This window comes from Nocardia sp. NPDC057227 (genome assembly GCF_042669725.1).
In the GTDB taxonomy this organism is placed as follows: domain Bacteria; phylum Actinomycetota; class Actinomycetes; order Mycobacteriales; family Mycobacteriaceae; genus Nocardia; species Nocardia asteroides_A.
This window is the reverse complement of sequence record NZ_JBHUXA010000013.1, coordinates 133,208-146,597: the sequence shown is the minus strand read 5'-3', so window position 1 is coordinate 146,597 and position 13,390 is coordinate 133,208. Positions and strand designations below refer to the sequence as shown.

The window sequence follows — 13,390 nt, the reverse complement described above, 5'->3', positions numbered from 1 at the left end:
TTAATAGCCGGGCCCGCACCGCGCTTGCGGCGCAGGTGAGCGGGGCTCAGGGGCGGTGGCCCGCGGGCACCTCGGCCGGGGGGGTCGGCTCGATCGCGGCAGCCGTGCCGTTCGCGGCGGCGGGACCGGGCGCGGCCGGAGGCTTCGGCGTGCTGCCGACCGGCTCGACCGGCCCGCGCGGATCGGGTGCGGTGCGCATCCAGTCCTGATCCAGCCCCTTTTCCAGGGTTCCGGCGGCGCGAGCGGCCAGGTATCGGTCGCCGAGCACGCAGAACACGACGAGCAGCAGCAGCCCCCAGCCGAAGGTGATGCGCAGGTACTCCAGGTTGCGCCCGACGTCCTGCCAGCGGTCCGAGAGCCACTTGTCGTAGCTCAGGAACCCGAAGATGGCGAGCCACGCGGGCCAGTTGCGCAGCACCGAGTTGCGCAGCACCACCGTCATCAGGAACGGGAAGAGCATCATCGAGTAGTACATCTGGCCGAGCGAGGTCAGCAGGAACGTCGCGGTGAGCAGCACGCCGGAGGCAGTGCAGACGAAGAACAGCTCGTCCTCGCGGTAGTACCGGTAGAGCAGCCACAGCGAGCCGAGCACGAGCAGCGCCATGACAGCCTGGATGCCGACGGTGAGCCACTGCGGCAGCCCGTAGTACGCCGCGTTGCCCGAGATGGCGCTGTTGAAGTAGTCCCGGGTCTCGGCCAGGTAGGGCACGACGCGGGTGAAGAACCCCTCCGGATCCTCCATGAGTGGCCAGGCCGCGGCGGTGAGCGCGAGCGGAACGCCGCAACCGGTGAGGAACACCTTCCACTGCCCGCGCGCCGCGGCGATCAGCAGGAGCGGTGCGAGCGTCGGTTTCACCGCGATCGTCAACCCGAGCACCGCGCCCGCCCACAGGTCGCGCCGGGCCAGCAGCAGGTGCAGGAAGATCAGCTCACCGAGCAGCAGGCAGCCGTTCACGTTCGTGAAGACCAGCGTGTTGATCACGGTCTCGGAGGCGAACATGGCGAGCAGCAGCGCGGGCGCGGCCACCGAGTTCACGGTGTAGCGGAACAGCTTGAGCAGCAGGTACCAGGCGATCAGGATGGCGACCGCGTTCAGCAGGATGAAGAGCCAGCGCGACTTCTCGTAGTCGATGATCGCGATCGGCGCGATCAGCAGCGTGCCGCTGGGCGGGTACAGGTAGTGCGGATCGACGGAGTCGAAGTTGGCCGTGTAGACGGGGTTGCCGTTGAGAAACTGGAACGACGCGTTGTACACCGGCCGGTAGTCGTCGGTGACGAATCCGTTGACAGCCTTGATGAAGACCCGGTGCAGCACCGTCATGACCGCCAGCGGCCACAGGGCGAACCGGATCACCTCGGCGGTGGTGCGAGCCGTGCGTGGCTCGAGCTGTCGAAGGAGCACCCGGGCACGGTACACCGGAACCGGGCGGGGGTGGTTGCCGGGATCGGCCCGGCGGCGGCTTACGCCCGGGTCAGGCGGGGCAGGCGGAGCCGTCCTGCGGCAGCCGCGCCTCGTTCAGGTACTCCACCACGGCGCGCTGCCCGCAGCCGGAGCGCGCGCTCACCGGATGCCCCCAGCCCTGCCAGCGCAGCACCGCGGTGCGGGCGCCCGCACCGGCCAGCGCGCCGGTCACCGCGGCCTGCCCGACGCCGCCGGCCACCGGGTCGGCGGCGCCGTCGAGCACCAGCACCGGGAGCGCGAAGTCCGCGATCGCCGACGGCGGCGTCCCCACCGGCCAGGCGGCGCAGGTGAGCAGCGCCAGCGCGGCGCTCCGGCCGAACACCGGATATTTGCCTGCCCAGTCCCCGGCGAGTTCGACGGCCCGGCTCGGGGTCGGCGGCTGCCTGACGTCGGCGCAGCGGTTCACGAACTCGCCGTCGTTGGCGATGGCGGCCGACTGCCGCTGGATCAGTGCGAGCAGCGGGCCGCGGTTGCCGCGCCCGGCGGCGGCCAGCGCGTCGGCCAGCTCGGGCACCCGGTCGGCCTGGTCGGCGCGCGGGCTGCCGAGGAAGCCGGTGAGCGCCGTGGTGACGGCGTTCGCGGAGAGATCGCCGAGCTGGCCCGCCGCGGCCCGGTTCATCAGGTCGGTGATCGCGGCCCTCGGGTCGGGGCCGAGCGCGCAGCCGAGCGCGGTGCAGCGCTGGGCGAAGGCGGTGAGCGCCGCCTCGGCGCCCTGCGCGCGCTGCTCGCCGACGGTGGCGGCGTCCGCGCCGAGGCTGGTGGGGGAGTCGAGCACCAGCCGGGAGAGGTGGTCGCCGAACTTGCGGGCGTAGCTGACCGCGACCTCGGCCCCGTTGCCGGTGCCGAGCAGATCGATGTGGTCGACCTGCCACTCCTTGCGCAGCTGCTCGATGTCGTCGGCCGCGTGCCCGACGTCGAAGGTGTTCTCGTAGGGCTGCAGGAAGTCCCGGCAGGCGATGGTGCCGTCCTGGCTGAACCCGACCAGCGCCTCGGCCTGGGCCGCGGCGTCGCCGATCCGGGCGAACTGGGCATTGTCGGCGAAGCCCTGGCGCACCTCGACCGGCAGGCAGTCCACCGGCTGCGAGGTGCCGATGCCGCGCCGGTCCACCGCGACGATCGGGCGGGTGGCCAGGATGCCGTTCGGCGGCCCCGCGGCCAGCGCGGCGAGCGTGGCGGAGGAGGCGCGGTCGGCGCCGGAGGTGAGGACGAGCGGCGGTGCCTCCGCCGGGGTCTGCGGGAGCCGGGCACGCACCGCGCCATTGCGGAAGTTGCCGATCACGGTGCCCGCGGTGTCGATCGGGGTGGAGTACTCGGCGCACTCCAGGAGCACACCGTTCGGCGGCGCCCCGAGGCCGAGCTGGTCGAAGGTGCCCCGGGTGCAGTCCGACCAGGCCAGATCGGTGACCGGCGGCTCGGCCCGCGGCGGGGCAGGCGGCGCGCTCGAGGTACCGGCCCCGCCGCCGGGGGCCACCGGGTGCTCGACGGCGACGCCCGGCCGATCCGACGGCCCCGCCCCGCAACCGGCGAGCACGAACGTCAGGGAGGTGGCGAGCACGGCGGCCCGGGTCCAGCGCATGCGTTACAGCCTGCCGTATCCCGACGGTTCTTTCACGAACGGGGCAGTGCGGCGCCGCTGACCTCGGGCGTCAGCGGCGGGCCCAGCGGGTGAGCACGGTCCCGTCGTCGTCGAGCAGGACGTGCCGCCGCACCATGGGATGCGCGGATTCCCCCGACGACAGCGCGATTCGCCCGCCCGAGCCCCCGACCAGCATCGGCGCCGTCGTCAGGCACAGCTCGTCGAGCAGGTCCGCGTCGATCAGCTCGCCGACCAGGTGCGGCCCGCCCTCGCAGAGCACCCGGTACAGCCCCAGCTCGGCCAGCGCGTCCAGCAGCCCGCGCGGGGTGATCGCATTGGTGCCCACCTCGACCACCTTCGCCCCGGCCGCGATCAGCGCCGCCACCCGATCCGACGGCGCGGAGGCGGTGGTGAGCACGATCGGCGGCACATCGGTGTCGGTCAAGAGCCGCGACTCCGGATCCAGCGACGCGCTCGCCGTCACCACCGCGATCGGCGGCGGCGCGCCGTCGGCGTCGCCGCCGTAGCCGAGCGCGGCCAGCGCCCTGCGCCGCTCCGGGTCGGTGGCCGCGCCGCCGTAGTTCTCCGCCCGCACCGTGCCCGCGCCGACCAGCACCACGTCGGCGAGTTCGCGCAGCGTGCCGAAGACCCGGCGATCGGCCGGGGTGCCGAGCCCGCCGGAGACTCCGCCGCTGGTCGCGGCGCCGTCGATGCTGGAGACGAAGTTGGCCCGCAGCCACGGCGCGTCGAGCTGGCGGGGGTAGGCGTAGAGCCGCGCCAGCTCGTCGTCGTCGATGGCTGTGAGCTGGATCGCATTGTGCGTACGCTGCATAGGGACAGCTCACACCACATCTCTAGGCTTCGTCCATGCCAGCACGCCTCGTCGACCGCCACCCGGAGGTTCCGGCCGACCAGCTCGTCGCCCAAATGGTGCCGCCGCCCATGTTCGACGAGGTCAGTTTCTCCTCCTACATCCCGGACCCGAACGAGCCGAGCCAGGCCGCCGCGGTGCGCAGGGCGGAGGAGTTCGCCGGCGAGGTCGCGCGGATCACCAAGGCCGCGGGCAAGAAGTCCCTGTTCGGCAGGAAGAAGCAGGTGAGCGGCGCCGGGCTGTACCTGGACGGCGGCTTCGGCGTCGGCAAGACACACCTGCTCGCCTCGGTCTTCCACAGCGCGCCCGCGCCGAAGTCGTTCGGCACCTTCGGCGAGGTGACCAATCTGGTCGGCGCGCTCGGCTTCGCCACCACCGTCGAGCGGCTCTCCGGCAACAGCGTGCTCTGCATCGACGAATTCGAGCTCGACGACCCGGGCGACACCATGCTGGTCTCCCGGCTGCTCACCGAGCTCTCCGCGGCGGGCGTCTCGATCGCCGCCACCTCGAACACGCTGCCCGGCCAGCTCGGCGAGGGCCGCTTCGCCGCCCAGGACTTCCTGCGCGAGATCAAGAAGCTCGGCTCGATCTTCGAGGCGGTCCGGGTGGACGGCCCCGACTACCGGCACCGCGACCTGCCGCCCGCCCCCGAGCCGAGCGCCACCGACGCCCTGCGCGAGCGCGCCGCCGCCACCCCGGACGCCACCCTGGACGAGTTCGGCGCACTGCTCGCGCACCTGGCCACCCTGCACCCCTCCAAGTACCGCGAGCTGATCGCCGGGGTCTCCGCGGTCTTCCTGGAGGACGTGGCCCCGGTGACCGACCAGGCCGTCGCGCTGCGCGTGGTGGTGCTCGCCGACCGGCTCTACGACGCGGGCACCCCGGTCACCGTCTCCGGCGCCAAGCTGGACCAGATCTTCGCCGCCGACATGCTCGAGGGCGGCTACCGGAAGAAGTACCTGCGCGCCATTTCCCGCCTGCTCGCGCTCTCCCGCTTCGAGGTGCCGACCAGCTGACCCGCGGCCGCCTACCATCGCGGGCATGACCACCTTCAACACCTGGGACGGCCTGGAACTCAGCTATCGCGTGTGGGAAGGCGACGGCATTCCGATCGTGCTGCAGCACGGCGTCGTCGCCGACACCAACGCCAACTGGATGGGCACCGGCGTGGTGAACGCGCTGCGCGCGACCGGGCGGCCGGTGGTCTCGCTCGACGCCCGCGGCCACGGCCGGTCGGCCAAGCCGCACGAGCCCGCCGCCTACTCCTGGCAGGCCATGGCCCGTGACGTCCGGGCGCTCTACGACGAGCTCGGCGGCGAGCAGTTCGACCAGGTCGGCTACTCCATGGGTGCGGTGGTCTCGCTGCTGGTGGCCGGGGACGACCCGCGGGTGCGCAGGCTCGCGATCGGCGGCGTCGGCTCCGGCGTCATCGACTGCGGCGGCGTGGATCGCCGGGTGGTCGACGCCGACGACCTGCGCGCCGCCATGGCGGGCGACGGCAGCGCCGCCACCGCGCGGGCCAGGCCGTTCCGCCTGCTCGCCGACGCCGTGCACGCCGACCGGGACGCCATGGCCGCGCTGATGACCGGGCTCGACGAGCGCCCCATCGGCGACCTCGCCGACCTCACGCTGCCCGTGCTCGTCCTCGCCGGGGACGCCGATCCGCTCGCCGCGGAGCCGGAGCGGCTGGCCGCCGCGCTCCCGGACGCGCACCTCGTCACCGTCCCCGGCGACCACCTGATGGCCGTCACCTCCCCGGACTTCCACCGGGCGCTCGTCGACTTCCTGGCCGCGGAGCGGGTCCCGGCGGTCTAGGGCCTCAGAAGCGCAGCCGCATGATGAAGTCGTCGTGCAGCTCCGCGCCGACCCGGAACGTCTTGGTGCCGCAGCGCTCGAAGCCGCTGCGGGCGTAGAAGCGCTGGGCGCGCGCGTTGTGCTGGTTCACGCCGAGCCAGACCCCGGCCCCACCGGCCGCGGCCGCGTGCTCCAGCGCGGCCCGCATGAGCGCCGCGGCGACGCCGCTGCCGTGCCTGCCCGGCAGCACGTACAGCTTGCTGAGCTCGACCGCCGGGTGCAGCTCCACCGCCTCGGCGATCGCCGGGTCCTCCGGCGTCCCGACGTGCAGCATGGCGTAGCCGACGAGCTCGCCGTCCTCGGCGGCGCGCAGCACGATCCGGTCCGGGTCGCCGAGGTACTCGCCGAACCGCTCCGCGGAGAGCATCGCGGCGAGGAAGGTCTCGATGTCTTCCGGAGCCGTCCCCGGCGGGCAGGCCAGCGGAAACGTGGCGGCGGCGACGTCGCCGAGCGCCTCGGCGTCCCACAGCCCGGCCGGGCCGACGACGAGCGTCGTTTCACTCATTCGTCCAGTGAAACACGGGTGGCGGGATTGTCCGATCTCGCTTTCCTGGCAGCCGCGCCGTGCGGGTCCGGGGGAGCCGGTAGTCTCTGCCGCATGACCAGCAGGAGCCGTGTCGCGATCGTCGGCGCCGGAATAGCGGGTTTGGCCTGCGCGAAAGTGCTGAGACAGGAGGGCTTTCCGGTCGAGGTCTTCGACCGGGCGCCGGATGTCGGTGGCGTGTGGAGCGCTACGCGCCGTTACCCCGGGTTGCGTGCCCAGAGCAGCAGCCGTACGTACCGGTTCTCCGACCACCCGATGCCCGACGACTTCCCGGACCGCCTCGACGGCGCGCAGATGCAGTCCTACCTGGAGAGCTACGTGCGCCGCTTCGACCTGGGGCACGCGCTGCGCCTCAACACCGAGGTGGTCGCGGCCGACCCGGTGGACAGCGGCTGGCTGCTCGAGGTGCGCGACGGCACCGGCGTGCACCGCACCTCCTGTGACCACCTGATCATCGCCAACGGCGTGCACTCCGACCCGCTGGTTCCCGAGTTCACCGGCAGCGCCGACTTCCACCGCGCAGGCGGCCAGCTCGGGCACAGCTCGCTGCTCTCCGACCTGGGGGCGGCGCGCGGCCGGAACGTGGTGGTCGTCGGCTACGGCACCGCCGCCTGCGAGATCGCCGAGGCGGTCAGCCACGTCGCCGCCTCCACCACCGTCGTCGCGCGCAGGTTGCGCTGGAAGCTGCCGCGCCGCGCGGGCCGGTTCCTGGACGCGGAGCGGCTGCTGCAGAGCCGCTTCGGCGAGAGCCACTTCGGCTACCAGCAGCAGCGCCGCCCGGAGAAGTTCCTGAACGGCCCGGCCCGCTCGGTGCGCGACAGCAACCTGGACCTCATCCAGGAGCGCACCATCCGCAGCCTGCACCTGCGCGAGCTGGAGCTGGTCCCCGACGAGCCCTTCGGCACCGTCGCGCACGGCACCGTCGACCTCGCGGTCGACGGCTTCACCGAGCAGGTCTGGGCCGGGCGACTCACGGTGGTGCGGGACACCACGATCAGCTCCCTCGGCGCCGAGAAGGTGCCGGTCGCGCACCTCTCGGACGGCCAGACCATCCCGGCCGACCTGGTCATCTGCGCCACCGGGTACCAGCAGCGGGTGCCGTTCCTCACCCCGTTCGTGCAGCGCAGGCTCACCGACGACGACGGCAACTTCCGGCTCTACCGGCAGATCCTGCCGCCGACGGTGCCGCGGCTCAGCTTCGCCGGGTACGGCGGCTCGGCGCTCAGCGCGATCTCCGCCGAGGTCGGCGCGCACTGGACCGCCGCGCTGCTCACCCACCGGCTCGAGCTGCCCGGCCCCACCGCCATGGGCGAGGCGCTGGACGAGCGGCTGAGCTGGCTCGCCGAGCGCACCGGCGGCGGCACGCACGGCACCGAGGCCGGGCCGTTCGGCGTGCACCACATCGACGAGCTCCTCGCCGACCTGAAGGCGGAGTTCCCGGCCAGGCAGCGCTTCGCCCAGTGGTTCCGCCCGGTCACCCCGGACGACCTGAAGGTGATCGGCGCGCCGAAGCCGGAGCTGAACACCCAGCCGCGCCCGGTCGACCACGTGGCCGCCGTTCAACACTGACGGGTAACGACCGGCGTGGCAACGCGCCGGCAGCGGCCGGGATGCGGGGATAATTCGGGAGTGGACCGGCTGGACATGAACCTGCTGGTGGCCCTGGACGCGCTGCTGGAGACCAACAGCGTCACGCTGGCCGCCGAGCGGATGCAGACCTCGGTACCCGCCATGAGCCGCACCCTGGCGCGGCTGCGGCAGGTGCTCGGCGATCCGCTGCTCGTGCGCTCCGGCCGGGCGCTCGTGCCGACCCCGCGCGCGCTGGAGCTGCGGCACCAGGTGCACGGGCTGGTCGAGCAGGGCCGCGGGCTGCTGACGCCGCGCCCGGCGTTCGACGCGGGCACGCTGCGCCGCGGGTTCACGCTGCGCGCGGGCGACGAGGTCAGGCCGGAGCTCGCCGGGCCGCTGCTGGCCGCGGTCCGCCGCGAGGCGCCCGGCGTCACGCTGAACCTGGTGGCAGGCTCGGAAGACGATCCACGCGCGCTCCGCGACGGCCGCACCGACCTGCGGGCCGGGGTGATCGAGCGCAGCGACCCGGAGACCGTGCTGCGGCGGCTCTACGGCGACCGGCTGATCGGGGTCGCCGCCGCCGACCACCCGCTGGTCACCGAGCCGGTGACGGTCGCCGCCTACGCCGCCGCCGCGCACCTGAGCGTGAGCAGGCAGGGGCGGATGCGCGGCGCCATCGACGACCGGCTCGCGCTGCACGGCCGCACCCGCCGGGTCATCGGCACCGTCCCCGACCTCACCACCGCGCTGCTCGCGGTGCGCGGCGGCACCGCGGTGTGCCCGGCGCCAGCCTCCGCGGTGACCTCGCTGCTCGGCCCGCTCGGGCTGCGCGCCTTCGAGATCCCGCTGCCGCTGCCCGAGGTGCCGATCGGCCTGGCCTGGCATCCCAGGCACACCGCCGACGAGGGGCACCGCTGGCTGCGCGACCTGGTCGAGCGGCTGCTGCTGGCGCAGCGGGCGCCCGAGGCCAGGCCGCGGCGGCTGCTGCGCGCCGAGAACCGGGTGACCGTCGGCAAGGCGATCACCGGCGCCGCGCACGACGCCGCCGAGCGCATCGCCTGACTACCGCTGGTCCGGGCGCTCCCCGGTCGGCGGGCCGAACGGCATGGCGGCGGCGGTGCGCTTCAGCTCGTCGAGCATGGCCTGCACCTTGTCCGCGTGCGCGGTCTCCTCGGCGGTCGCGCCGGTGAAGCCGTTGCCGAAATCGCCGTAGCCGGAGCGATCGACCTGGGCATCGTAGGCGGGGCGGTCGCCCTGACCGTTGCCGGGGCGCTCGACCGCGCCGGAGGTGAGGCCGGGGCGGCTGACCTGCTCGGTGTGCGCGTCCGGGGTCTGCCGGTCGGCGAACGGGGCGAAGTCGTCGCCGGGTTCCTCCAGCGGGTAGCCGGCGGCCGGGGCCTGCCGGTAGCCGTCCTGCTGGCCGGTGAAGCCGTCGCGCAGGCCCTGGTCGTAGGCGGCGGCGACGGTCTCGCCGAGACCGAGCGAGCTGCCGTTGCGGCGCGGGCCGCTCCACCGGTCCGGTTCGTCCGCTCCGGTGAGTTCGGTGCGCTCCGGGGTGGGCGTGGCCTGGTTCGCCGCCGCGCCCGGCGGGGTCGGGGAGGGGGCCGTGCCGCGCTGCGGGAGGCGTCCGGAGGCGCGGCGCGCCTCCACCGCCGCGCGCAGGTTCGGGCCCGCGGGTTCGTCGTCGGTGGTCGGCGCGGCCGGTTCGGGTTCGGCCGGGGCCGAGAGCCGGGACGGGATGCCGTGCTCGCCGGGTTCGGCCGCGCGGCGCGGCAGTTCACCCTGGTCCGCCGAGTGGGTGGCGGGGGCGGACAGCTCGCTCCGGTCGGCCGAGCGGCGGGCTCCGCCGACCGGTTCGCTGCGGTCTGCCGAGTGTCCGGGAGCGGACGGCTCGCTCTGGTCCGCCGGGGCCCGGCCCGCGGATTCCGCGCGCGCCTCGGCGATGCGCTGCCTGGTCGAGCCCGCGGCGTAGCGCGGGCGCGGGACACGCGGCGCCGCGGTCTCGCTCGGCGCCTCGGGGCCCGCGGCCGGCTGGATGCCGCTGCGGGGCGGGCCGTACGCGGCAGGCGGCCGCTCGGCCACGGTGTTCCGCTCGGCCACGGTGTTCTCGGCACGGGTCGGCTCGGCCGCGCGGCGGCCGGATCCCGACGTGTCGGTGGCGCTCTCCTCCGCGGCCCGACGCCGACGCGGGATGTCGCCGGACTCACCGCTCCCGTTCGCCTCGGCCGCCCGCCTGCCCGCACCGGCCGGATCGACGCCGGGCGCGCCCGCGCCGTCGGCCCGCCCGTTCTCCGCCGCACGCCGCCTCGGCACCGCCGTGTCCGCGGGCGACGACGCGGCATCGGCCGGCCCGTTCTCGGCCGCCCGCCGCCTCGGGACCGCTGTGTCCGCGGGCGACGACGTGGCAGCGGCCGCCCGGTGCGCGGACGTCCCGTTCTGCCGCCCCGGCTCGACGGCACCGTCGGCGGCCCGCCGCCGAGCGGGCAGCCCGCTGCCCTCGCCCTCCGGCCGCGCGACGTCGTCCGGGGCAGCCCGCCGCCCCGTGCTCACCGCCGGCTCGGCACCGCCCGCCCGCAGCCCCGACGACTCGCCGTCCTCCGCCGAACGCCGCCCCGACGGCGCCGCGTCGGATTCGACCGCCCGCCGCCCGCCGGGCTCGGGCGCGTGCCGCCGCCCGGTGCCAGGCGCGTCGGCAACGCTCTGCAGCGTGTCCAGCCGCCGCCCGAGATCGGCGACATCCCGATCGGTGCGGAAGGCCCACGCCTCGATCGTGGCGAGCCGCGTCGCGACGTCACGGTCGTCGGCCGGCATCGGCACGGGCAGCGGCACATCGACGCGCGCGGCGACCAGGTCCAGCTTCCGGCTCACCTCCCGGAGGGACTCCGCGATATCGGACAGCATCGCGCCGATCGACTCGGCGCCGTCCTCGACGTGCTCCATCCACTACCTTCTTCCCCGATCGGTCCGGCTGAGCGCGCGGCCGGGGAGATTCTAACGGTGTGATCACGATGCCGTTCGGCAGGCGAAGCAAAGTTCGCCTCCCGGCCCGCGCCGAATGCCGAAACATGCTGTAGCAGTGCGTTTCCGAACAAGCCACCGCAGGTGGAGCGCCGTTCTCGCCCGGACGGCCCGGCGCGGCGCGACGTGCCGGTTCGAATCCGTTGGGGTACAACATTGGTCATCCCGCCGCGGTCGCGGCGCATCCGGCCGCGGGTGCGGAGGGGAGTGGCGGGATGCACCCATCAGGGCGCACTCTGGTAGTGAGCGCGGGTGGCCCTGCCCGCGCGCGGGTCGCAGGCTTAGAGGTGTGGTCGGAGTGGTGCGCAGCGAGCAGCGGGTCGAGGCGCCGTCGTGTGGACGGCGCGCGCTGCTGGCCGAGCTCGGAATCTCGAACGGCCCGCGCCGAGCCCCCGGCGAACGGGCCGGGTACGGCTGCCGCTGCCCGGACTGCACTCGCAACCAGTGGAATCTGGAACGCTTCAAGTACTGGCTGCGCGGCAGGCTGCTCGCGCTCGGCGCGGACGAGGCCGAGGTCGGCCACCGGGTCGACGGCATCCCGGTGGATGTGTACTGGCGGATCGGCGAGCGCCGCTTCGCGATCGAGGTGCGCAGCGGCCCGCTGGACTGCACCCTCGCGCTGCAGCACACCCAGCGGCTGCGCGATGCCGGGCTGGCCGGCGTGCTGTGGCTGTGCCCGCCCGGTTTCTGGGTGGCGCACCTGCCCGCGCTCGGCATCCCCGACTTCGCCCCGCCGGGCTGCGACTACGAGATCGAGAGCGGCATGTTCGACACCGCCTGCACCGCCGTGGTCGCGGCCAGGCAGGAGCCGTACGAGCTGCGCGACTTCCTCGCCGGCTGGGTCGACGGCGACATCGTGTGGGGTTATCGGGACGTCTCGACGGGAGGATGGGCGACGGTGAGCGACTGGGAGCACCATACGAGGACCCAGGCGGCGATCATCGCCCGCCAGCGCAGGGAACTGGTCGATCAGCGCACCGCCCTCGCGGTCTCCAGGCAGACGGTGCGGGAGAAGCAGAAGCAGATCGGCAAGCTGCACACCCGGCTGGAGCGCGCCGAGCAGACCCAGGAGGAGCGCGCCGACGAACTCGCGCGCGCCCAGCGCACCATCGCCGACCACATCCGGCGCACCGACAGCCTGCGCGCCCAGCTCAAGACGGTGAGCCAGACGATCAACCACTGGCAGCTCATCACCTGCTGCGCCATGATGTTGATCGTCACCTTCATCGCCGCCGCCGTGGTCCTGCGCTGAGCCCGTCGGCGGGCGACGCCGTTCGCGCAGGCGAAGCCGTCAGCTCGGGCCGGGCAACCGATCGGCTCCCGCGCTGAGCCGGAACGGCGCCCGCTCCCAGCGCCACCCTTCGCGCACGACCAGCGCCGCCAGGTCGAGCAGCTCCAGCCCGCCCGTCGCCGCCGCGAACCCGGCCCACCCCACCGGACCCTCCCGCAACCGTTCGACCAGCGCCTCCGGCGCGCTCACCGCCCGCGCGGCCAGCTCGCCCACCCCGATCTCACTGCCGGTCCAGACCAGCCACCCCCACCCGTTCCGGTGCGCCCACGCCCGCAGCACCCGCGACCGCACCCGGTTCGGGTGCAGCGCCACCCGGCTCAGCGGCTGCACATCGATCAGCGCGACCCGCCCGTCGACACCCCGCACCGCCACCCCCGGATACAGCGAAACCCCCTCGAACTCGACCGCGACCGGATCCTCCTGAAAGGTCTGCACCGCCGGATCGGCGTCGAGCAGCCGCAGCAGCCGGGCCCGCAACCCCGAGTCGAAGGCCACGTCCCGCCCCACGCTGTCCAGGTAGAACCGCCCGCGCCCGTCGTCGTCGGCATCCGGCCGCGCGGACCGGCCGGGGAGCGGCGCCTGCGTGCCGCCGTCCGCCCATTCGACCCCGCCGAGCACGCTCCCGCCGACCGGGTCCGGTTCGTGCAGCCCGGCCAGCAGCCGCCTGGTCTTCTTCCGCCAGCCGAGGATCCGCTGCATGACGAAGCCCGCGATCCGGCGCGCGTCCTCCTGCGGGTGCCCGGCCAGCCGCAGCCGCAGGTAGGCGAGTTCGTTGGCGGCGAGGTCGGCGTCGGTGGCGTAGATCTCGGCCAGCAGGGTGCGGACCAGGCGCTGGTCCGGCGTGCCCGGCGGATACCCGCGGGCGAACACCGCGAAGGCCGGGCCGCCGGGCGGGTGCGCGCGCAGGATGTGCCCGACCGCCCTGGTGTGCAGCTGCCGCGCCCGATCCCGGGAGATGTCCTGCCGCGCGGCGATCCGGCTGAGCGTGGCGGGTGCCGCCGCCCCGACACCGAGCCGGAGCGCGACGATCTCCGCCTCGCGCGCGCTGCGCTCCGCGTGCTCGGCGACGAGCGCGGCGACCACCTCGGCCATCTCCTCGTGCTCGAGCCCGACGGCACCGGCGATATCGGTCTCGCCCCACTCCTCCGCGTACACCGCCACCCGCACCTCACCTCGCCTCGACCGGCCACAGCCTAGACGCAGCT

The 13,390-nt window shown here is 74.3% G+C and carries 11 protein-coding genes; 5 read left to right on the top strand and 6 right to left on the bottom strand.

Annotated features, from left to right (window positions below; genetic code table 11):
- Positions 1 to 46 precede the first annotated feature (46 nt).
- From ACFUJ1_RS19720 to ACFUJ1_RS19710, 3 genes are all read right to left on the bottom strand, one after another.
- Positions 47 to 1,402: a glycosyltransferase family 87 protein gene (locus ACFUJ1_RS19720; RefSeq protein WP_378647536.1), complete on the bottom strand. Its 1,356-nt coding sequence runs from the start codon at positions 1,400 to 1,402 to the stop codon at positions 47 to 49.
- Between the two features lie 70 nt (positions 1,403 to 1,472).
- A complete protein-coding gene (locus ACFUJ1_RS19715) occupies positions 1,473 to 3,038 on the bottom strand; it encodes an alpha/beta hydrolase (protein ID WP_378647534.1) in 1,566 nt (521 codons plus the stop codon).
- Between the two features lie 70 nt (positions 3,039 to 3,108).
- Positions 3,109 to 3,870 (bottom strand): pyrimidine reductase family protein, encoded by a 762-nt coding sequence (locus ACFUJ1_RS19710; protein WP_378647532.1) that lies wholly within the window; start codon positions 3,868 to 3,870, stop codon positions 3,109 to 3,111.
- 35 nt (positions 3,871 to 3,905) lie between these two features.
- On the opposite strand from ACFUJ1_RS19710, the gene zapE reads away from it, so the two are divergent.
- Together zapE and ACFUJ1_RS19700 are read left to right on the top strand one after the other, a co-directional pair.
- A complete protein-coding gene (gene zapE, locus ACFUJ1_RS19705; RefSeq protein ID WP_378647530.1) occupies positions 3,906 to 4,925 on the top strand; it encodes a cell division protein ZapE in 1,020 nt (339 codons plus the stop codon).
- A 25-nt stretch (positions 4,926 to 4,950) separates the two neighbouring features.
- Positions 4,951 to 5,724 carry an alpha/beta fold hydrolase gene (locus tag ACFUJ1_RS19700; RefSeq protein WP_378647528.1) on the top strand — a complete coding sequence of 258 codons (774 nt, stop codon included), beginning with the start codon at positions 4,951 to 4,953 and terminating at the stop codon, positions 5,722 to 5,724.
- A gap of 4 nt (positions 5,725 to 5,728) precedes the next feature.
- Here ACFUJ1_RS19700 and ACFUJ1_RS19695 read toward each other — a convergent pair whose 3' ends face one another.
- On the bottom strand, positions 5,729 to 6,268 hold the full coding sequence (locus ACFUJ1_RS19695) for a GNAT family N-acetyltransferase (RefSeq protein ID WP_378647525.1): 540 nt from the start codon (positions 6,266 to 6,268) through the stop codon (positions 5,729 to 5,731).
- 18 nt (positions 6,269 to 6,286) lie between these two features.
- Between ACFUJ1_RS19695 and ACFUJ1_RS19690 the strand changes: the two genes are divergently transcribed.
- Together ACFUJ1_RS19690 and ACFUJ1_RS19685 are read left to right on the top strand one after the other, a co-directional pair.
- Positions 6,287 to 7,876 (top strand): flavin-containing monooxygenase, encoded by a 1,590-nt coding sequence (locus ACFUJ1_RS19690; RefSeq protein ID WP_378647523.1) that lies wholly within the window; start codon positions 6,287 to 6,289, stop codon positions 7,874 to 7,876.
- Positions 7,877 to 7,936: 60 nt separating this feature from the next.
- Entirely contained in the window at positions 7,937 to 8,938 is a 1,002-nt protein-coding gene (locus ACFUJ1_RS19685; RefSeq protein ID WP_378647521.1) for a LysR family transcriptional regulator, read from the top strand.
- Here ACFUJ1_RS19685 and ACFUJ1_RS19680 read toward each other — a convergent pair whose 3' ends face one another.
- On the bottom strand, positions 8,939 to 10,816 hold the full coding sequence (locus tag ACFUJ1_RS19680) for a hypothetical protein (protein WP_378647519.1): 1,878 nt from the start codon (positions 10,814 to 10,816) through the stop codon (positions 8,939 to 8,941). It abuts the gene before it with no gap.
- Positions 10,817 to 11,183: 367 nt separating this feature from the next.
- Here ACFUJ1_RS19680 and ACFUJ1_RS19675 point away from each other — a divergent pair, with 367 nt between their 5' ends.
- Positions 11,184 to 12,146 carry a hypothetical protein gene (locus ACFUJ1_RS19675; RefSeq protein ID WP_378647517.1) on the top strand — a complete coding sequence of 321 codons (963 nt, stop codon included), beginning with the start codon at positions 11,184 to 11,186 and terminating at the stop codon, positions 12,144 to 12,146.
- A 39-nt stretch (positions 12,147 to 12,185) separates the two neighbouring features.
- On the opposite strand, the gene ACFUJ1_RS19670 is transcribed toward ACFUJ1_RS19675, so the two are convergent.
- On the bottom strand, positions 12,186 to 13,346 hold the full coding sequence (locus tag ACFUJ1_RS19670) for a sigma factor-like helix-turn-helix DNA-binding protein (RefSeq protein WP_378647516.1): 1,161 nt from the start codon (positions 13,344 to 13,346) through the stop codon (positions 12,186 to 12,188).
- Positions 13,347 to 13,390 lie beyond the last annotated feature (44 nt).

Bases quoted from the DNA above. Each gene is read 5' to 3' on its own strand.
- ACFUJ1_RS19715 (WP_378647534.1), bottom strand. From the start codon at position 3,038: ATGCGCTGGACCCGGGCCGCCGTGCTCGCCACCTCCCTGACGTTCGTG.
- ACFUJ1_RS19710 (WP_378647532.1), bottom strand. From the start codon at position 3,870: ATGCAGCGTACGCACAATGCGATCCAGCTCACAGCCATCGACGACGAC.
- zapE (WP_378647530.1), top strand. From the start codon at position 3,906: ATGCCAGCACGCCTCGTCGACCGCCACCCGGAGGTTCCGGCCGACCAG.
- ACFUJ1_RS19700 (WP_378647528.1), top strand. From the start codon at position 4,951: ATGACCACCTTCAACACCTGGGACGGCCTGGAACTCAGCTATCGCGTG.
- ACFUJ1_RS19695 (WP_378647525.1), bottom strand. From the start codon at position 6,268: ATGAGTGAAACGACGCTCGTCGTCGGCCCGGCCGGGCTGTGGGACGCC.
- ACFUJ1_RS19680 (WP_378647519.1), bottom strand. From the start codon at position 10,816: ATGGAGCACGTCGAGGACGGCGCCGAGTCGATCGGCGCGATGCTGTCC.